Source organism: Cytobacillus oceanisediminis (genome assembly GCF_022811925.1).
Taxonomy (GTDB): domain Bacteria; phylum Bacillota; class Bacilli; order Bacillales; family Cytobacillaceae; genus Cytobacillus; species Cytobacillus oceanisediminis_D.
In genome coordinates this window covers 3,158,541-3,179,605 of the sequence record NZ_CP065511.1, presented here as the reverse complement: position 1 = coordinate 3,179,605, position 21,065 = coordinate 3,158,541, and the positions used below count along the sequence as shown (strand labels likewise).

Genomic DNA, 21,065 nt, shown 5'->3' with positions numbered 1-21,065 from the left:
GTTCTATGGCACAAAAAGGGATGCTGTTAGTTTATACAGGTGATGGCAAAGGAAAAACAACCGCTTCGCTTGGTGTCGCATTAAGGGCAATTGGCCGCGGCATGGAGGTGAAATACTTTCAATTTATTAAATCACCGGAACGTACATATGGTGAACAGCTGGCCCTCAGGAAACTTGGTGTTGAAACCGTGCAATTAGGAATCGGGTTTACATGGACGAAAACAGCGGAGGAGCACCGCGAAGCACTTGCGACCGCCTGGCAGACGATAAAAGAAGAATTAAAAGATGAAACAACAGATGTGCTGGTGCTGGACGAACTGAATAATGCCTTGGCCATCACACGGTTTCCCATTGACGATGTGCTGCCATTATCTGAGGTGCTAGAGGCTATTCAAAACCGTCCAAAAACGATGCATCTGGTTATCACAGGGCGTTCTGCACATCCAGCCATTCTCGATTTAGCCGATTTAGTGTCAACCATCGATGCCACCAAACATTATTATGCCGAACAGGATGTTAAAGCCATGAAAGGGCTGGAATTTTAAGCAGCCGGCCTGCGTATTTAGGACCTTGTCCAGTTAGGTTTTGGAAATTGAGGAGAATTTCAATGATAAAAGAATCCCCTTTGCAATACGATTTTGAGAAGCTCTGGAAGGAAGGCATGCTGGATTGGCATGGCAGGATGCCGGAGCGAATGGTTGATGATGAGCTGGAAGAAGCCTTTTGGATGCAGTCCATGAAGAAAAAAAGATACAAGCAAACAGATGAGTATGCCAAAAAGATCTACGGAAAAATGAAGCCGCATATCCCGGAAGACTCAAGCTGTATTGAATTCGGTCCGGGATGGGGCAACTATACATTTCCGCTCAGCCAGGATGTCAGAAGTTTAACGCTGGTGGATGGTTCAAAGAGTGTGCTCGCTTACTTAAAGCAATACTTTGAAGAGGATGCCCCCATCCAGTTTGTCCACAGCAAATGGGAAGAAGCACAATTGGAGCCGCACGATGTCGTGGTTGGGGTGAACTGCTTTTATCGGATGTATGAAATGAATGAAGCACTGAAGAAAATGAATAAGCTGGCAAAAAAGCGTGCCATAATCGGCTTAACGACTGGACCTATTCAGCCGCACTACGTCCTTTTGGATGAGCAGTTTGGCTATGACATTAAATATCCGCGCAGGGATTATATCATGATCGTCAACATGCTGTACAGGTTAGGCATTTATGCAGATTGTGAAATGATCAAGCTTGAGCGGGAGCATCGTTATGACACATGGCAGCAGTTAGTTGATGCCGGGAGCAAGAAAATCTTATCATCCCAGTTTGAACAAGCACATGTGGAAGCCTCACTGGAAGGATTTATTTCCAAAGAGGATGGCCAATATGTGTACCGTTATCCTTTCCATGCGGCAATCATCAGCTGGGAGCCTGTGCAGCTTAAATGACCAGGACGCGGTTTACATTACTGATAGCTGTACTGGCCGCGGGTCTGCTTGCTTCCATGACTTTTGCCGTGATGGTAGGATCTGTGAACATTACCCCGCGCCTTATTTGGGAAGTGTTCTTCTCCAAGCTGGGTATATTCATAGAAACAGATGCTTCTAATGCACAGAAGGTTATTATTTGGGATATACGATTCCCCCGTATTGTACTTGCGGCCATAGTAGGTGCTGCATTGGCCATTTGCGGCGCAGCCATTCAGGCATTAGTGAAGAATTCGATCGCAGATCCCTACATTCTGGGGGTATCTTCAGGTGCATCCGTTGGAGCTGCATCTGTCATTTTACTCGGTGCATTCAGCGTTCTGGGGGTCTATGCCATTTCTCTTGCCGCATTTTTAGGGGCCATTTTTGCGGTGATGACTGTGTTTTTTTTAGCGCGCGTCAATGGACGCATATCGGTCATTCGTCTGCTTTTGGCCGGAATTGCGGTTTCCATGGTGTTATCCGCTATTACTAATTTTATGCTGATGATGTCCAAGCAGCAGGGCGGAATTCAAGCGGTCATGCATTGGATGCTCGGCAGTCTGGCAGGCGCGAAATGGTCCAATCTGGGCATCCCATTTTTTTCACTGCTGCTGGTTTTTATTCTGCTGCTCATGAATTATCGGCAGCTTAATGCTTTATTGCTTGGAGAGGAAACGGCCGCGACACTTGGCGTTAATCTGGACCGGTTTCGAATCTTTATCATTCTCTTTGTATCCCTTCTGACCGGTGTCGTCGTCGCGGTCAGCGGAAGCATTGGCTTCGTCGGACTGATTATTCCTCACATCGTGCGGATGTTGGTGGGGTCTAATTACAAAATGGTTCTGCCGATAAGCGCCCTGATCGGTGCCATTTTCTTAGTTTGGGCGGATATGGCCGCACGTATGGTGCTGGCGCCTGAAGAAATGCCAATCGGGATTATTACCGCTATTTGCGGAAGCCCATTCTTTATCTGGATGCTTAGGCGAAAGCGTTATTCTTTTGGGGACGGTGAATAAGGATGATCCAGGTCAAAAATATGTCCTTTTCAGTGCCGGACAAGCAAATCTTAAATAATATCAATATAACAGTGGAACAAGGGAAATTCGTTGGCATCATTGGACCGAATGGCAGCGGAAAATCTACGATGCTAAAAATCATTTATCGTCATTTAAAACAAACGAGCGGTTTAGTGACGTTATATGAAAAAGATATTCTCGATATCCCGCAGAAAAAGCTTGCTCAGGAGTTAGCTGTTGTCAGTCAGGAAACACCGGTACTCTTTGATTTTACGGTAAAAGATTTGGTCATGATGGGGCGGACGCCGTACAAAAAATGGCTTTCCGCTGATAACGAGGAGGACTTTGCCATTGTGGAAGAAAGCATGATGCTCGCAAATGTGCTTCACTTGGAAAGCCGCACGTTTAGCCAATTATCCGGCGGAGAGAAGAAGCGGGTGATGCTCGCACGCGCCCTGGCACAGCAGGCAAACATATTAATTCTGGATGAACCGACCAATCATCTGGATATTGAACATCAATATCAATTAATGGATTTGGTAAAGGATCTGCCGATCACGATTGTGGCGGCCCTCCATGATTTAAACCTGGCAGCCGGGTATTGTGATGAGTTGCTGGTCATGAACGATGGAGCTATATATATGGAGGGAACACCGGAGCAAGTCCTGACAGAAGAGACTTTGAAGGAAGTCTTCCATATGCAGGCGGGTGTTTCGAAAAACCCATTTACCAAAAAACTTCATTTATTTTTTTACACAAACGATTAAATGGAATCGAGGGACCTATGAACATGAAAAGCAGCAGAATTTGGGCTTTCCTGGTCTTAGCGGCAGCATTATTATTGGCCGCATGCTCAGCAGAAGAGGCAAACACAGCAAAGGTGAAAAGTGAACAAGCGGAGCAAACGGAGAAAGTGGTTATTGAAAATGAAGGATTTGTGAATGAATACGAAGAAGCGCCCAAGCGTGCTATATCATTAAATCAGCATGTGACTGAAATCATGCTGGCACTTGGTTTAGAAGATTCAATGGCTGGTACTGCATTTTTGGATAACGAGATTTATGAGCCATTACAGGAGGCGTACGACAAAGTTCCAGTATTAGCAGAACAATATCCATCAAAAGAACAAGTCATATCAGCAGAAGCAGACTTTCTATATGGCGGCTGGGAAAGTGCCTTCAATGAGAAAAATATTGCAACACGTGAAGAACTAAAGGAATTAGGCATTAATAGCTACTTACAATCTTCATCTGTTAAAGTGGCACCCACACTGGAAGATATTTATAGTGACATCCGCAACATCGCAAACATTTTCCGGGTGGAAAAACGCGGTGAAGAACTAATTGAACAAATGGATAAAGAAATTAATGCGATCACTTCACAATTGCCGGAAATAAAAGAGCCGCTGGATGTCCTGGTTTACGACAGCGGCGAAACCGATGTATTCACCGCCACACAAAACTTCATGAACACACTTGTCACAATGGCAGGAGGCCACAACATCTTTGGTGATGTAAAAGGAAACTGGGCCACCGTCTCAAAAGAAGACGCAGTAGAACGCCAGCCAGATGTCATTGTAGTAATTGATTATGGCTCAACAACAGCGAAACAAAAAATAGACTTCCTTAAAAAAGACCCGGCCTTAAGCCAGACACCAGCCGTACAAAACGAACGCTTTGTCATCCTGCCGCTGTCGGCAGCATCTGAAGGAGTTCGTGTTGGGGAAGCGCTTGAGGTTTTGGCCAAAGGTTTTTATCCGGAGGCTTTTTAACATCTGGGTGTTTATGAGAACTTCGTTGCTTTTGAACGGTTATTTATATTTAACCGCTGAGTTGATTGGAGCGGAGGGCACTTGACTCCAGTGGGAGCAGCGGGACAGGTGAGACCCCGCAGGCGCATGCGCCGAGGAGGCTCACCGCACGCCCCACGGAAAGCAAGTGCCCGCAGCGGAAATCAACGGGCTTAATACTAAGCCTAAACAGGATTCCAAGATAGAGTATCAAAATTAATAGAAGGAGGTCACCTAATGACAACCTGGAACCTAACCCAAATGCAGCGTCACCTGCTCATCTGCAACGGCGCAACCTGTATGAGTGCAGGCGCAGAAGAAGTCACACAGCAAATACGCGATGAAATCCGGAAAAACCGTTTAGACGAGCATATTCATACATCACGGACCCGATGCAACGGCCGCTGCAAAGACAAATGCGTCGTCATTGATTACCCGAAAGGAACCTGGTATTCAGTCCAGCAAGAAGAAACAGCCCGCGATATTGTTCATGAAGCAGTGAAAGAAGATGCAATCATTTACTCCATGGAACACGGCGAACGCAAACGCAATGAAAACCGCATTAAAGGAATCGATAAATACAAGAAAGGAAAAGGAACAATGAAAAAAGCTGTCTTATTTGTCGGGCATGGCAGCAGGATGGAGGCAGGGAATAACGAAGTCCGCCAATTCGTCAATCAAATGAGAGACTGCATTGACCCAGCCCTTTTGGTAGAAACCTGCTTCTTAGAATTTGCATCCCCCAATATTGAAGACGGAATTCAGCTTTGTGCTGAAAAAGGAGCAGATGAAATCCATGTCATTCCCATCATCCTATTGCATGCCGGACACTCCAAGCTGCACATTCCGGCAGAAATTGAACATGCCAAAGAGCACTTCCCGGATATTCAGTTTACCTATGGCCAGACGATAGGGGTTCATGATGAGGTTCTTGAAATATTAAAAACAAGACTTGCCGAAACCGGCTTTGATGTAAATCAAACGCATGAAGATACGGCCATTTTATTAATCGGACGAGGTGGCAGCGATCCATATGCCAATGCTGATTTTTATAAGATCAGCAGATTGCTGTGGGAAAAGTTAAATGTATCAGCCGTTGAATGTGCCTTCATGGGGGTTACAACCCCAACCGTCAAGGATGGGATGGAGCGTTGCATTAAACTCGGCGCCAAAAGAATCATCATGCTGCCATATTTCTTATTTACCGGCATATTAATGGAAAGAATGAACAAAATGGCCGAACAGTTTAAAGAAAGCTATCCTCATATATCCATAGATATTGCTGAGTACTTCGGGTACCATCCAAAGTTGAGAACAGTGCTATTAGAGCGTATGAATCAAGCCCTTGACGGCACTTCTACAGGAATGCAGGATCTGGAAAATTTCCGTAAGTATGCAGAAGAACATGGCTATGAGCATCATCACCATCATTAAAATGAATAATTCCTATATGAAAATTGACGGCTGCCAAAGGGCAGCTTTATTTTTTATAAAAAGCTTAGGTGCAAAATCGAAGTAACAGGTTCAAAGAATAAATAAATTCAAAATGGGTGAATTTATTAATATCTGAAATAGGAAAGGCTGATGTTCAATGGAGAAAAAATTATTAAACCTGCTTCTCGGATTGTGTGTTTGTTCAGTTCCATTTTTGTTTAAAGGGAAAAAAATGAGGGAGACTTTAGTTATTTTTTTCTCCAAAGGCGTTCTTGCCACTCTGATTGATGCCTATGTTGTTGGAACGAAAAGAGTTGAATATCCAGTCCGCCCTTTTTCAAGAATTTTTAAAACGAACCTGATTTATGATATTTTGTTTTTCCCGCTTTTAAGTGTGATTTGGGTTAAGATTTCTTACAATGACAATTTAAGAAATATCTTTCTCAAAAGTTTGATATTCAGTGTCCCAATGAGCATCGGCCAATGGTACTTTGAGAAAAACACAAGCCTATTCAAGTGGAGGAAATGGTCCATTTTCCATACATTTGGCAGTGTGAATTTTACCTTATTCACTATTAGAGGTTTTGTTGGGTTTATTAAATTATTGGATCGATTAAAGAATAATCGGAACTTAACTGAGTTGGAAGGTTAATGATGTTCTGCAAACGGCCTTATTATCTCCCATAAAAAGTTAATGCTGCCATTACGGCAGCATTTTTTATGTAAATCTTACTCCATCCAAAGTCTCAGAAAGGCAGGGGGTATTATTGCACAACCGGGATTCCACGTTTAATGTGATTGATCATGATTACTAAATTTACGCTCTGTCCATAAGAAAACGTCCGTTATCACCTTAGCTAAAATAATTACAATCAGGTAACATGCAAAAAGAAAAAAATAATTCGTGTTTCCATATAGCTTGAAAAGACCGAGACCTATAAGAAGAGGCTTAAAAACAAAAGCTAAAACGGCAGAAGTCAGTACAGTATAAACGTAGTAATTTTTTTTATGATTCAATGTCCATTGATAAACGAGCATAAATGTAACAGGAACGAAACTTGAGTCAAGGGATAAACCTGGAATCATTGGAATCATTGGAAAAGGATAATTCAGCAGCCCGGAATTTTTATTGTACAAGTCGATATAGCCAAAAAGCATATGAATACTATAACCGTAAAAACCCATAAAAAATAATTTTCTTTTATCAATTTTGAAAAATAAAACAAGTAAAGGAACAATAAATAGCATAACCATAAACCAGTATTCAAAAGAAGTGTAAATACTGTATTCCACCCAGTAATCATTTAAAGCTTTTTGTCCCTCTTTAGCCATTTTGACAATATCATCGAATTCTTTTATCCGGTTTTCCTCCACGGCAAATGAACCCCTTTTAGCTGCGAGTTAGTTATTTCTATATTTCCTAATTTCTTATTTTTATATGTGTGATTTTATAAGGATATTGAGCAAGGATTAATCATTAACTTATCGTTTATCAAACAATGTTGAAGGAGTGAAGGACTAATTAATTCTTTATGGAATAAATAAGTAACAGGAGTCTAAAGAAAAGGAAGGCAGTGTGGAATAAATGCAGGATGAAATACAGAAATTTTTACTTGTGGGTACAGTTATAGCGGTAAGCTTAAGCAAAAAGCATACTTTCAGTAAAAAAAATCAAAATATCATAAAACTGGTGAAGGGTTTAGGGGTTGTAGGGGATGCCCATTTTGGTTCAAAAGTTAAACACCGATCAAGAGTGATACAAAACCCTGACCAGCCGAATCTAAGACAGGTTCATTTAATCCACAGTGAGTTATTTGAGGAGTTAGCAGGCCGTTTCCCTATTGAACCTGGCCAAATGGGTGAAAATATTACAACTGCCGGAATCAATCTTCTTGAATTGCCCGTAAACACAATCCTATTTTTGGGTCATTCTGCTGTGATCAAGATAACAGGACTGCGCAATCCCTGTGCTCAAATCGATCAATTTCAGCCTGGGCTTTTAAAAGCAGTGGTAGAGAAGGATGAAGATGGAAATCTCATTAGAAAAGCTGGTATTATGGGAATCGTGTTGAATAGCGGAGAAGTGAAGCCAGGAGATGAAATCCGTGTTGAATTTCCCCCAAAGCCTTTTAAAAAGCTGGAACGGGTTTAATACCTGTTAATCAAAGGACAACTTACATTCGGACACAGGGAGATGGATTACTTTTGAAAAATCTACTCATTCCTATTTTAATTGGACTGATGGCTGTCTTATATATTTTCATTGTTCCTCCTGAGCCTCTGGCAATCAAAATTACCTTTAAACTGATTCCAATGGTGCTCATTATTGTTTATGCATACCGAAGACTCGCTGCCAGCCCTGCACCGGCATTGCGTTTAGTCGTTATTGGCCTGTTTTTCTGCATGCTTGGTGATGGATTTATTGCTGTATCGTTTGCAGCTGGGCTTGGAGCTTTTCTTGTTGGGCATCTATTTTATTTGACTGGATTCTTGAAAATGTCACGCATGACGAAGCTCCGCCTGGCAGCCATAATCCCGATAGGCTTCTATTCTTTGATCATTGGCAGCCAGCTGATTGCTTCCTTATCTGAAGAAGGAAATGATGCATTAGTGATCCCGGTTTTTGCCTACATGCTGGTCATTTCATTAATGGCGTTATCAGCCATCCTAAGCGGGAACAAGCGGGCCATTGCCGGAAGCATTTTGTTTGTTATCTCTGATTCAATTCTTTCATGGAATATGTTTGTTTCAGACATTGTATATTCAGATGTGTTTATTATGATTACTTACTACTCTGCCCAATTCCTGATTGCCGAAAGCCTTACTTCATTTGGGGAATCGCCAGGGGATACCGTAACAATACCGGATGTTAAACAGCAGCTATGATTTGTAAACCAATAGCAAAAAAAGACTTTCTAATAAAAAGGAAAGTCTTTTATTTTTTTCCTGATCCATTTTCCAGCCCATGAAAACTATCTATTCTTGTTATCCAATAACCGCTGTAGTAAAGAGTGAGAAAGATGATAAAATCATATAAAGTAGACCAGTTTTTTGGATTATAAAAGTCGATGGCATTAAAAAAATTCATTCCTCCAAAAGCTCCAATGGCAGAGAAGATTATTCCTTTAAACAAGCTATTCATTTTAGGCTTTATTTGAAGGGCAAACATTACTCCGACTGGAGCTAATGAAAAGTGATACGGCAAAAATAAAAATGGTGCCAGGGGAATAATGATCATAGGGTAGGACCATAACCCCATAGATAATGCAGCTAAATCGATAATAAGAGACAATATGATGACTAATAATCCAGCTAAGAGAAGACGCCCGGTGCTATCTTTCTTCCTATACTTTAACCATATCAGCCAGGGAATGATAAACAAAGCAAGTCCAGCCCACCATTGCCACGTAGTAATAAATTCGTTCTTCACTATATCCGCGAATGCAGTGCTTATCTCCGTAAATTGTTCGTATGCTTGTTCAGACTTGGCCAGTCCTTTTTCAAATGCCATGTCCAATCACCCATTCTTTCTAATTAGATTTAAATCATTTAGCTTACCGGTCATTCATTCTTCTTTGCTAAGCTTCGCAAGTTGATTCTGCTATGCTAATTAAGGTGAGAATCTAACGAAGGCTATGCATTTTTTCTCAGTCTATAGACAACATATACAATATAGGAGGTAAAAAAAATGCCTAATCCTTTAGAAGCAATTTTAATATGCTCAGAATTGCGTTTGATAATACCAATGAACCTAAATCCCCCTTGCACGTAATTGAAGTTGGGGATTTGTGGACGTATTTAACTTTGGTGGAGGAATTTATACGATACGAAGAAATTGGATTAAACACGACTACAGATGACGAAGTGAAAGAAATGCTTACTGATGTAGTAAAAATATGTGAGTCACAAGTCAAGAGATTAAGCAAGTTTATGAGAAAAGAAGGAATTCCTTTACCTGATGTAACATCAGCAAAACCTAATTCTGCTCCAAATGAGGTTCCTTTAGGAGTTAAGCTGACTGATGAAGAAATTACCAATGGGGTCGCATTTAAGTTAGTGACATGTTCCACTGCCTGTGCCAAAGGACAAGCAGACTCCGTACGTAATGATGTAGGCAATATGTGGACTGAGTTCTTTTTAGAATGGACGATCTTTGGCGGAACTTTAAAAACTTTGATGAGGAAGCGAGGATGGCTGAAGGTGCCGCCCTATTACTATGCTCCAGGTACACCAAAAAGGTAAAAACCCAGTTCACGCCATTGAGTTGGGTTTTTACCTTTTTAGATGAGATATTTAGATATAATTTTGAGGAGCAGTAAAAAAGCTGATATTTCCAGGTACACCTATAATATGTATTATCTGTTGGGCAGAAAAATTAATTGCTTTTAAAAATCTAAAGCTTATTTACATTTAATATCCTTATCATCTATAGTATATTGAATCCGCTAATTCATTATTTGTACAGAACCTGTATTTTCCAGCTGAAATTCTTGGATAGAGGATCACTTCTTTGATGTTCCTGCAGGAAGAGACAGATATATAAAGTACATCCAGGTTTGAAAGCCTATTATTAATGATTTAGACTAAAGAGATGGAAGATATTTGTTATTTTACAATTACTAATTATCATAAAAAGGTTTAGTGTCTAATTGAAGAATACATAAAGTCACTTTGACCAGCCACTAGCTACTTTTATAAACGAGGTGTAGGTAATGGAGCTGAAAAAATATAAAGTTCTATTATTTGAGAAAATAAAAAGGCAGATTACAGCATGGTTTGAAGGTAATATGTCTGAGTCCACAAAAAGTGAAGAGGTATACAGGTTCCTGCATTCCATAAAGGGTACTGCTGGAACGTTACAGCTCACAGGGCTCCATCAGCTGGCAGATAATCTAATATCGGATATTGATAATATGGAAGATAAAGAGGATTGGGATAAGGAAACTTTAAGAAATTATCTATTCGATTTGATTGAGATGAGCTATGAATATGAGCATTTTGAAAGCACATTAAAACAGCAGGCTCCGATAAGGGTGGAAAATGCCCCTCTTATTCAGCTGATTGATGATGATATTTCAATGCTGATCCTTCTGAAGGATGCACTCGAAAGCAAGGGCTGGATGGTTATTGCCAGTACTGAGCTGGAAGTTGCAACAGAGCAGTATTATGATCATCGTCCAGATTGTTTAATTGTGGATATAAATTTGGAAAAGGAAAGTGGTTTTAAGTTATTAGAAATTTTACAGAAACATACTCGAAATAAGTATATTCCAAAGATTATGATCAGTGTAAACAACGATCGTGAAACTAGGTTAACCTCTTATAAAATGGGTGCAGATGATTTTATATCCAAGCCAATTGACTTAGAGGAATTTCTCTTAAAGGTAGAACGGCACTTAGCGAATAAGAAATTATTCGATCAATCTGCAATGATAGATGAATTAACCCGAGTATATAATAGAAGGTTTTTTGATGACAGTTTAGTAGTATTTATGAATGAATTATCAAGAAATCATCGGCCATTTTCACTGGCTATACTTGATCTTGATTTTTTCAAAAAAATTAATGATACTTATGGCCATCCGGCAGGTGATATAGTCCTTGCTGAATTTGCAAAGTACTTAAAAGAAAATGTCCGCCAAACAGATTATGTGTTCCGTTATGGCGGCGAGGAATTTGTCATTTTATTTTCTGGCGCTTCAGAAGCCGAAAGCAAAATAGCCCTTGAAAAGATATTAAAAGGGTTTTCGGAAAAACGATTTGAACAGGGAGGCAATTCATTTAGCGTTACTTTTTCTGCAGGAGTTATTATGGTCGATCAGCCGGGGATAGAGAAAGAAACGATTGTCAGATCAGCTGATCAGGCCTTATATGAAGCAAAACAAGAGGGAAGAGCAAGAGTGGAATGCGGTAAAGCCGATCCAATTGCACAGCATAAGAAAAAACTATATGTCTCCGTTATTGACGATGATTCGATAATAAGAATGATGTTAACAAAGGTCCTCAGCAATATGGAGTTCGATCATGCAGAACTGGATATCCAGGTCTTTGAAGACGGCCGGAAATTTCTTCATTCGAATCGAATAGAAGAAAAGGGCCCTCATTTTCTGATTCTTGATGGGATTATGCCTGTAATGGATGGTCTTGAGGTTATGCAGGAAATGAAAAAGTCGAAGAGAGCCAAGGACATTCATGTTCTTATGCTGACAGGGAGAAAAAGTGAGCAGGATATTGCCCGTGCATTGAAGCTTGGAGCTGAAGATTACGTGACAAAGCCATTTAGTCTTACAGAACTGGAAGCTCGAATTCAGCGTTTAATTAAGAGGCTGACCTAGATGCTGAAGAATGAAATATACATTCTCGGTCTATCAGCTGCTGTCATTTCAGGATTGCTGCTTCTGATTCTTATGTACCTGGTCATAAGAAAATGGCTGGAGCATCGAAAGCGCAGGAAAATTAATGAATGCATTGAAACGCTTAGTCCGCTGATCTTTGCATATATAGCTGAGGGAGAGACAAGCAGGCACTTTCATTTGGATAATGATATAAAAAAGAAGGCTGCAGAAGAGGTTCTGTCTAAGTTCGCAGCCAATTTAACAGGAGAAGAGGAAACGAGGAAACTTAGGGAGTTTGCTGACAGGAACCTGAGAAATTACTTCCAGAGACAGTTAAAAAGCAGAAGGTGGAGCATTAGAATGAATGCTCTCTACAATATCGAAGATCTTCATTTCATTCAATTACAGCCTCAAGTTTTGGAGGCAGCCATTGAAGAGAGAATATCACACGATGAAAGGGTACAATCCTTGAGGATACTTGCGGCATTTCAATTCGAAGGAATTACTGATCTTCTTCTGTATAATAGTGAAAATCTATCGGACGGTGAATTAAGAAATATCATCCTCCGGCTGAATGAAAACTTGTTCAGTCTTTTAATTACAGATTTTCATAGGGCTGTAAACCAATTGAAATATGCCATAATAGATGCCGCTGGAATAAGAAAAGAATTAAGATATTTGCATTTCATTGAGTCAGTCTATGCCAGCTATGATGGAGAGACTCGTTTAAGAGCAGTAAAGGCACTTTCTTCATTAGGGGTGGTTAAGGACATAACACCCTACCTGAAATTACGTCATTCCGAGGATTGGAAGGAAAGGATGATGGCTGCAAAACTCTTCGGATCCCTAAAGGAACGGAAACTGATGCCGCATTTGCTTGACCTTCTCCATGATCGTTCCTGGTGGGTGCGATCTCAGGCTGGACAATCCATTATGATGTTTCCTGATGGAAAGGAAGAATTGCAGATTGTACTGGATACCTCGAATGATTCATATGCAAGGGACATGGCCTGGGAATGGATGAATAAAGGAGAATTTGGTTGATTATGGCTCTGATGTGGGGAAATATATTGGTCGGATTTGCTGCATTTATAGCAGTCTTTATGGTGCTGGTCATCAGTTTCTACTCAATTATTTTATTAATCTCTGTATTTCAGCTAAGAAAGGAATATTTGCTGGACCGGAATCAGTCATTTGACGAATATATGAATGAATCCTTCGCAAAACCGGTTTCCATCATTGTTCCAGCATATAACGAAGAAGCGGGGATTGTTGCCAGTGTACGCTCCCTTTTGAGTATAGACTATCCTTCCTTTGAAATTATCGTTGTCAATGACGGTTCAAAAGATGCCACCATAGAAAAAATGATTACACATTATCAAATGAAGGAAATTAATGCAGCCGTCAGGAAGCAGGTTGAAACAAAGTCTGTTAAAAAAATTTATCAGTCCGCTTCTCTTCCAAATCTATTTTTAATAGACAAAGAGAATGGAGGAAAAGCTGATGCGTTGAACGCAGGGATTAACTTTTCCCATTATCCTTATTTTTGTTCATTGGATGGAGATTCTGTACTGGAAAGGGATGCTTTCTTAAAGGTAATGAAGCCAATATTGGATTCTGATGGGGAAGTGATTGCTTCGAGCGGAAGCATTCGGATCGCGAATGGCTGTGAAATACAGGACGGAAATATTTTAAAGGTTGGCTTAGCCAGGGAGCCTTTGGTAATCATGCAAATAATCGAATATTTAAGGGCCTTTTTAATGGGAAGGATTGGGTTAAGCCGGCATAATTTACTTCTGATTGTTTCTGGAGCCTTCGGTGTTTTTTCCAAGCAATGGGTCATTGAAGCGGGTGGCTATAAAACCAATACAGTTGGCGAGGATATGGAGCTGGTCGTAAGGCTCCATAGGCTTATCAGAGATAAAAAGCAAAAGAAAAAAATCGTCTATGTCCCTGACCCTGTTTGCTGGACAGAAGTTCCGGAAAGCATGACCTACCTAAGAAGACAAAGGAGAAGGTGGCATCGCGGATTATTTGAAAGCCTGTGGACACACAGGAAAATGACCTTTAATCCAAGATACGGCCCGATAGGGTTTATATCCTTTCCATACTTTTGGATAGTAGAGTTTTTGGGCCCGATAGTTGAATTATTGGGATACATTTATGTGGTTATCTCCCTATTTTTGGGTGGTATCTATCTTGAGTTTGCAATCCTGATTTTTCTGCTATCGTGTTTATATGGTTCACTTTTCTCCATGGCTGCCGTTTTGCTTGAGGAATGGAGCTTGAGGAAATTTCCAAAGATCTCTGATTTAATCAAACTGTTTTTCTATTCATTGACTGAAACGTTATGGTACCGGCCTTTGACGGTTTTTTGGAGATGTGAAGGAATATGGCAGCTGGTCAAAGGCGATACAAGCTGGGGAGAAATGAAAAGAAAAGGTGTTTCCGGATGAGACAATTTACCAAAGGGCAAACAGCCGTTTTTCTGTTTGTTTTTGCCGTGCTGACCGTTATTTCCAGTCCTTTCTGGTCATGGTGGCTAAAGCAGGATCAAAAACTGAATGTGTTTATTTTGGACAAAACAGTGCCGGATGACTCTTATCGGGAGCATAAGGGACTTATATGGATTTTAAATAATGAAAAATATATCAAATCAGATGGAAACCGATACAGTATGGAGGCTGATTACAGCGGTTTTAAACCAGGAATGAAAAATGAATATAAAATTAAGCCATTACCGGACAATCTTGATAAATATCAGGTTCTTTACCTTGCCGACACGTATGGGGTTTATGAGGAAGAATTCTATGGAAGCAATCCATTGGGAGAACGTTCTTCTAATCTATATGGCGGGCTGCAGGAGGAGGAGGTTATCCAGCTGGAGGAAACTTTAGTTTCATCCAAAGGGAAAACACTCATTGCAGAATTCAATACGTTTGCAAGCCCTTCATCAGATGAGGCCCGGCACCGATTGACCAATTTATTGAATATCAGCTGGAGCGGGTGGATTGGGAGGTATTTCCCTGACCTATCCAGCAGCGAGGTTCCTATTTGGGTAAAGGAACACTATGGAGACGGAAATTGGGGTCTTAAAGGTCCCGGTCTCGTATTTGTGAACTCGAATGATTACGTTGTTGTCGTCGATGAAAGTGAATTGGAAGGTGAAGGGGTTGAGTTTCGCATTACTGATAAGGGCGAGGATTTCTTCGGAAAGAAGGGGGGAGCGCCCTATCGATATTGGTTTGATGTGATCGAGGCAAGAAATCCGGATGAAGTACTGGCGGATTATTCATTGCCTCTTACTAAAACAGGAAAAAGCAAGCTGCAGAATGCTGGAATTCCTGACACCTTCCCAGCTGTTATTCAGCACAAAAACGCTGCCTATTCTTCCTATTATTTTGCAGGCGATTATGCTGATGAAGCAGAAGTTCCAAATATTTATAATACGAGAGGACTGGCCAAGTGGAAAGAACATTTTAGTGCCAATGATTCTTTTTACTGGGAAGCGTACGTCCCAATGATGAAAAAGGTGCTGCAGGAAAAGCCGAAGCTAACGAATAGCAAATTTACCCCAGAAATAGCTGAGACCAATGGTATACAATTCAATAGCCATACAAGTGAAGATTATATACAAATACTGAAAAATGGCACCTGGGAGGATCTGCTTATAAAAGGGGTCAATATGGGAATTGCCAAGCCTGGCAATTTCCCAGGGGAAACAGGAATTACTGAAGCTGAGTATTTTCGCTGGTTTAAAGCAATTGGCGATATGAATGCCAATGCCATAAGGATATACACATTGCATCCCCCAGCGTTTTATGAAGCATTTCATAAATATAATCAGATTGCGGAAAAACCATTATTTTTATTCCATGGTGTCTGGGTCAATGAAGAAACATTGGTTAAGGAACAGGATGCTTTTTCAGATGCTGTAACCGATGATTTTAAAAGTGAAATGAAGAAAATGATTGATATCATCCATGGTAAGGCTGTTATTAAAGAGAGGACTGGCCATGCTTCAGGTAAATATACTTACGATATTTCCCCTTATGTGCTGGGTTTTATGGTTGGAATTGAGTGGGATCCAGAAGCGGTCGCAGGAACGAATGATAAACATAAAGGCCGGCAGCAATTCTCCGGGGCATATTTCCAAACGGCTAATGCCAGTCCTTTTGAAATCTGGCTTGCTGAAATGATGGACTATGCCGTGAATTATGAAACCGCGAGCTACGAATGGCAGCATTCAATGAGTTTTACCAACTGGGTAACAACCGATCTTCTGGAACATCCTTCAGAGCCGTCGGTTAAAGAAGATATGGTTTCTGTAAACCCTAATCATATACAGAGGACAGATAAGTTTCACGCTGGCCTTTTTGCCTCTTATCATGTATATCCATATTACCCTGATTTCCTTAACTATGAAGAGAAGTATGTCAATTACATCGATTCAAAAGGGGAAAGGAATAATTATGCAGGCTACCTTCATGATTTAATCGCTGTCCACGAGATGCCTGTTATGGTAGCGGAATTCGGAGTCCCTTCGTCCAGGGGGATGACCCATGAGAACGTAGGAGGCATGAATCAGGGATTTCACTCCGAGGAAGAGCAAGGAAAAATAAACAGCCGGCTGTTTGAGTCCATCGTTTCAGAAGGATATGCCGGCGGCCTTGTGTTTTCCTGGCAGGATGAATGGTTCAAGCGAACCTGGAATACGATGGATTATGATAATCCTGACAGGCGTCCATACTGGTCGAACAGGCAAACAAATGAACAGCATTTCGGCCTGCTGAGCTTTGAGCCTGGTAAAAATGAAGCTGGAATATATGTGGATGGCAATACAGGTGATTGGAAAAAGCTGAGTGCGAAACCTGTCTACAGTTCCGGGAGTGAGAATTCTTACTTGAAGGATATGTATGTTCGTTCTGATGAGGAACACTTATATATCCGGCTGGATTATAACCGTCCCATTGACTTAGAGAATGAGACCACCCGTTTGCTGATCGATACCATTGCAGAGCAGGGACAGACTTCGATTCCGGTTCAGACAGGAAAGGTCAAAACGGACTTCGGAGTTGACTTTATGGCAGAAATAGGCGGGCAGGATAATTCCAGGCTTTTAATAGATAGCTATTATGATACTTTCTACTATCATTATAGCCATATGCTGAATATGATTCCGAATGAAAGCTATGCCGATAAAAAGGATAATGGAGTCTTTCATCCTATCAGGTTAGCACTGAATAAGGAATTAACTATACCATCAACTGGGGAAACGAAACCATTCAAGTCCTATGAGACAGGAAAATTACAGTTTGGGAATGCAAATCCTGCTCATGAAAACTTCAATTCATTAACCGATATAAGTGTTAGCAAGAGTAATAAAGTAATGGAGATCAGACTTCCTTGGGCATTGCTAAATATGAAGGATCCCAGCCAAAAAGAAATACTTGGGGATCTATGGAGCGAAGGTCTCGCAGGCAGCCAAACAATTGAGGGATTAAGAATTAGTGCAGTGTCGGCGGACAGAGAAGGTATCCTGGATTCTTTTCCAAAGATGCATGATGGAGTGCTCCATGGAAAAGATTCTGCCTATTATTCCTGGGAACTGTGGGAGGAGCCAGATTACCATGAAAGGCTTAAAAAGTCCTATCATATTATGAAAAAAATATTTGACTCCATAGAGTCGGGAGAGAAAGTAAATGAAAAAGATATTGATTGCTGAGGATGAAGAAATTCTGCGCATGCTTATTGCTGACACTCTGGAAGATGGGGATTTTGAAGTCGATGAAGCTGAAGATGGAGAAGAAGCCCTGAAGCTGCTGGAAAAAAAGCAATTTGATTTGGTCATCCTGGATTATATGATGCCTGTACTTACCGGTCTTGATGTCATCAGGAAAATCCGGTGTGAGCAGGCTCTTAACAAAGAAGTGAAAATATTAATGTTATCTGCCAAAAGCCAGCAAAATGAACAGGAAGAGGTTTTAAAGGCAGGGGCCGATTATTTCATTGTTAAACCATTCAGCCCTCTTCAATTATTTGAGAAGGTTGGAGAAATAGTAGATGAAGCTTAATCATTTTATAAAAAAGAGCTTGACCAGGCAGATTGTTGCACTTATGGGAGTATTCGTCCTTCTCTTTCTGGCGGGAACCAGTATTTTAACTGTGCTGCAAGAGCAAATAAACAGCTCTTATTACAAAGAACGCGAAAAGCTTGTAAAAAAAGAAGAAATTGTTCAGCAAATTGACCATAACTTCAATCTCGTCTTTTTTGATGTCAGAGGCTATTTCGCCTTTGGGAATTCTGAATTAAAAAACCAGGCTACTGCCTTAAGGCCTAAGATCAGAAAGCTTATCAGTGAATACAATGGCATTGCTTCAACCAAGGAGGACAAAGCCTTTGGGAAGGAAATGGATGAATTTGCAGATTATTATTTCATTGAAAGACTTCCCGTATCCATCGAATATTTTGAAGCAGGCCGTATGGAAGAAATCATTAAAATGGCAGATTCCGGAGCTACTGCAAGGATTAATTCCTTTCAGGATGATATTCAGGTTTATCTGCAAAACCTGAATGATGAGCTGAACGGCAGGGTTCAGGATTTAATCCAAAAACAATCCTATATACAAACAGGTTTTTTTCTTTTTCTTGTTGTCATTCTGATCATCCTGTTCCGGATGATCCGGATTATGTTCAAGCAGGTAGGACAGCCGCTTACTCAGTTTGCCAACGCTGCTGAAGAAATTGCCAGGGGAGGTAAGGCGGAACTGAATGTAGGGCAGGATAGGATGGATGAATTGGCAGTCTTGTCTGTTGCCTTTCGAAAAATGGTGATGACCCTGCAGGAAAAAGAGCAGGATTTGCTTGCTCAAAATGAGGAGCTTCTTGCCCAGCAGGACGAGCTTCAAGCACAGAGGGAAGAATTGGAAGATGCCCTGGGAACCATGCGATCAAATGAGAGAAAACTTGAGCGCCGGAATGAATTGATCAATGGCATTTCCAATTCGCTGCAAAAACAGGAAGTGCTGGTGAGCATTGTGATGAAAATGTCCAATGTCATTGAAGCGGACTGCGGGTTAATTGTGATGCTTGAAAATGATGAATCTGCTTCATTTGGCATTTCATCTTTGGGAGTAGAACAGTTCAAGAATCATTTGAGAAGCGGATTAATTGAGAGGCTGAAACAAACAAAAGAAGGTTTTGCTGTTAAGAGACAATTGCTTCAAGAAGAGAAAGGCTACCATGAAAGAACCATTTTCGGCTATGACCTTTATTTGCCGGTTATTTCTTCAAATCAAGAGGTTACTGCTGTCATGGTGTTCACCAGATACGGGTTTCCTTTTATACAGACGCATATGGATGAATATTCGGCACTATCAAAACAGATTGGGTTGTCGCTCGATAAAATCAGTTCTTATGAAAACTCTGAAGCTAATAGAAAATTGAACCAGGATATCCTCAACACTGTAAAGGAAGGTCTGCAGTATGTTGACAGGGACGGCTGCATCCTGCAGGTCAACAAACAGCTTTGCGAAATGTTCCACTGCGAGGGTGGTTTTGAAGGGATTGTTGGACTGAGCTGGGATAAGTGGAGCGTACTTCTAAAACAGCAGGTAGAGGATGAAGATGGTTTTACCGAATTCATCTGGCGGGCCTTTAATGGTGAAACATCCAGCGGGGAAACGTTTGTTTACAAAACAAAGGATAGTGGACAAGTCTTCCAGATGTACTGTGAAGATCTTTATCAGAATAATGAGTGTGTTGGAACTGTATTGGTCCACAGGGATATTACAAAGGAATTTAAAGTAGATGAAATGAAATCGGAGTTTGTCAGCACCGTCAGCCATGAATTGAGAACACCGCTTGCCAGCATTTTAGGTTTCTCGGAGCTTCTGCTGAACCGGGAGCTCAAGGGGGAAAAGCAGAAGAAATATTTGATGACAATATTAAATGAAGCCAAGAGGCTTACTTCCCTGATCAATGATTTTCTTGATGTCCAGCGGATGGAATCCGGTAAACAAACGTACGAAAAAAAATATATTGAGCTTCTCCCTATTATTGAGAAAGTAATAGATAATCAGCAGGTGCAGACGGATGTTCACAAGATTATTTTGGAACCATTTAGTGGAAATGATGTCATTCTCGGTGATTCCTGCAAAATTGAACAGGTATTTTCCAATTTAATAAGCAATGCCATCAAATATTCACCCTCTGGAGGCCCTGTTTATATAAGATTATTCGAGGAAAACAGCTTGCTTCATATTGAAGTGGAAGATCATGGACTAGGGATTCCGGAAAATGAAGCAGGGGATATTTTTAACAAGTTTTATAGAGTGGATAATTCAGATAGGCGGAGGATTGGCGGAACGGGGCTGGGACTTTCAATCGTCCAGGAAAGTGTGAAGGCGCATGATGGAGATATAAATGTCTTTTCAAAGTACGGGGAAGGAAGTACTTTCAGAGTTTCCATTCCCGCTGTCTATAAGCCTTCCCACGGTTTGGATGAGAACATTCATCAAAGCGGAAGACGCTATGAGGTGCTGGTCATTGAAGATGATCAAAGCCTGGCAGAACTGATTATTCAGGAACTTACGGAAAACAATTTGCATGCGAAGCATTTCAATACCGGAAGGGATGCCCTGGCGTATATGGAAAATCACCTTCCTGATGCGATTGTTCTTGATATCATGCTCGATGAAGGTCTTGATGGATGGAGTATTATGAAGATATTGAAGCGAAATGAAGTGCTCAGTCATATTCCAATTATTATCTCAACGGCCTTGGATGAAAAAGAAAAAGGCCTGTCACTGGGAGCACATGATTACTTCATAAAGCCATATCAGACGGGAAGCTTATCTATGGCCATTTTGCAGACACTGCTTAAGGTTGGAAAGGCGGGCCAAATACTGATTCCTGAGAATTCACCCGGTGATTGATTAATACATGCACTCCATTATATAAAATTTTCCCCGGGAAAACCTTCCGGCATTCGAGTACAGACCTGGCATCAGCTGCTCCAGCTTTT

At 41.0% G+C, this 21,065-nt stretch carries 18 protein-coding genes; 16 read left to right on the top strand and 2 right to left on the bottom strand.

Features of this window, described 5'->3' with window-relative positions:
- Positions 1-5 precede the first annotated feature (5 nt).
- The 7 genes from IRB79_RS16035 (at position 6) to IRB79_RS16005 (ending at position 6,356) form a co-directional block, all read left to right on the top strand.
- Complete coding sequence (locus IRB79_RS16035; protein WP_243503450.1) at positions 6-545, top strand: cob(I)yrinic acid a,c-diamide adenosyltransferase; 540 nt, start codon at positions 6-8, stop codon at positions 543-545.
- Positions 546-607: 62 nt separating this feature from the next.
- On the top strand, positions 608-1,444 hold the full coding sequence (locus IRB79_RS16030) for a class I SAM-dependent methyltransferase (protein ID WP_243503449.1): 837 nt from the start codon (positions 608-610) through the stop codon (positions 1,442-1,444).
- Positions 1,441-2,481, top strand: a complete 1,041-nt coding sequence (locus IRB79_RS16025) for a FecCD family ABC transporter permease (RefSeq protein ID WP_243503448.1) — start codon at positions 1,441-1,443, stop codon at positions 2,479-2,481. The genes IRB79_RS16030 and IRB79_RS16025 overlap by 4 nt, the downstream gene beginning before the upstream one ends.
- Positions 2,482-2,483: 2 nt before the next feature.
- The gene (locus tag IRB79_RS16020) at positions 2,484-3,248 is read left to right on the top strand and encodes an ABC transporter ATP-binding protein (protein WP_243503447.1); all 765 of its coding nucleotides are present in this window, start codon (positions 2,484-2,486) and stop codon (positions 3,246-3,248) included.
- Positions 3,249-3,271: 23 nt separating this feature from the next.
- Positions 3,272-4,252 (top strand): ABC transporter substrate-binding protein, encoded by a 981-nt coding sequence (locus IRB79_RS16015; RefSeq protein WP_243503446.1) that lies wholly within the window; start codon positions 3,272-3,274, stop codon positions 4,250-4,252.
- Between the two features lie 255 nt (positions 4,253-4,507).
- Entirely contained in the window at positions 4,508-5,704 is a 1,197-nt protein-coding gene (locus tag IRB79_RS16010; protein WP_243503445.1) for a CbiX/SirB N-terminal domain-containing protein, read from the top strand.
- A 157-nt stretch (positions 5,705-5,861) separates the two neighbouring features.
- Positions 5,862-6,356, top strand: coding sequence for a CBO0543 family protein (locus IRB79_RS16005; protein WP_243503444.1), 495 nt, complete (start codon positions 5,862-5,864; stop codon positions 6,354-6,356).
- 137 nt (positions 6,357-6,493) lie between these two features.
- Here IRB79_RS16005 and IRB79_RS16000 read toward each other — a convergent pair whose 3' ends face one another.
- Positions 6,494-7,078: a hypothetical protein gene (locus tag IRB79_RS16000; RefSeq protein WP_243503443.1), complete on the bottom strand. Its 585-nt coding sequence runs from the start codon at positions 7,076-7,078 to the stop codon at positions 6,494-6,496.
- A gap of 211 nt (positions 7,079-7,289) precedes the next feature.
- On the opposite strand from IRB79_RS16000, the gene IRB79_RS15995 reads away from it, so the two are divergent.
- Both IRB79_RS15995 and IRB79_RS15990 read left to right on the top strand, forming a co-directional pair.
- Positions 7,290-7,856 (top strand): MOSC domain-containing protein, encoded by a 567-nt coding sequence (locus IRB79_RS15995; protein WP_243503442.1) that lies wholly within the window; start codon positions 7,290-7,292, stop codon positions 7,854-7,856.
- 53 nt (positions 7,857-7,909) lie between these two features.
- Positions 7,910-8,590 (top strand): lysoplasmalogenase, encoded by a 681-nt coding sequence (locus IRB79_RS15990; RefSeq protein WP_243503441.1) that lies wholly within the window; start codon positions 7,910-7,912, stop codon positions 8,588-8,590.
- Positions 8,591-8,639: 49 nt separating this feature from the next.
- Here the strand turns inward: IRB79_RS15990 and IRB79_RS15985 are convergent, their stop codons facing one another.
- Positions 8,640-9,215 carry a CBO0543 family protein gene (locus IRB79_RS15985; RefSeq protein WP_243503440.1) on the bottom strand — a complete coding sequence of 192 codons (576 nt, stop codon included), beginning with the start codon at positions 9,213-9,215 and terminating at the stop codon, positions 8,640-8,642.
- A gap of 206 nt (positions 9,216-9,421) precedes the next feature.
- On the opposite strand from IRB79_RS15985, the gene IRB79_RS15980 reads away from it, so the two are divergent.
- From IRB79_RS15980 to IRB79_RS15950, 7 genes are all read left to right on the top strand, one after another.
- Positions 9,422-9,946: a DUF3231 family protein gene (locus IRB79_RS15980; protein WP_243503439.1), complete on the top strand. Its 525-nt coding sequence runs from the start codon at positions 9,422-9,424 to the stop codon at positions 9,944-9,946.
- A gap of 470 nt (positions 9,947-10,416) precedes the next feature.
- A complete protein-coding gene (locus tag IRB79_RS15975) occupies positions 10,417-12,039 on the top strand; it encodes a GGDEF domain-containing response regulator (RefSeq protein WP_243503438.1) in 1,623 nt (540 codons plus the stop codon).
- Entirely contained in the window at positions 12,040-13,083 is a 1,044-nt protein-coding gene (locus tag IRB79_RS15970; protein WP_243503437.1) for a HEAT repeat domain-containing protein, read from the top strand. It begins immediately after the preceding gene.
- 11 nt (positions 13,084-13,094) lie between these two features.
- Positions 13,095-14,495, top strand: a complete 1,401-nt coding sequence (locus tag IRB79_RS15965) for a glycosyltransferase family 2 protein (protein WP_431833437.1) — start codon at positions 13,095-13,097, stop codon at positions 14,493-14,495.
- Entirely contained in the window at positions 14,492-17,764 is a 3,273-nt protein-coding gene (locus tag IRB79_RS15960; protein ID WP_243503436.1) for a hypothetical protein, read from the top strand. Before IRB79_RS15965 ends, IRB79_RS15960 begins: the two co-directional genes overlap by 4 nt.
- Positions 17,742-18,113, top strand: coding sequence for a response regulator transcription factor (locus IRB79_RS15955; protein WP_243503435.1), 372 nt, complete (start codon positions 17,742-17,744; stop codon positions 18,111-18,113). The genes IRB79_RS15960 and IRB79_RS15955 overlap by 23 nt, the downstream gene beginning before the upstream one ends.
- Entirely contained in the window at positions 18,103-20,976 is a 2,874-nt protein-coding gene (locus IRB79_RS15950) for an ATP-binding protein (RefSeq protein WP_243503434.1), read from the top strand. Before IRB79_RS15955 ends, IRB79_RS15950 begins: the two co-directional genes overlap by 11 nt.
- Positions 20,977-21,065 lie beyond the last annotated feature (89 nt).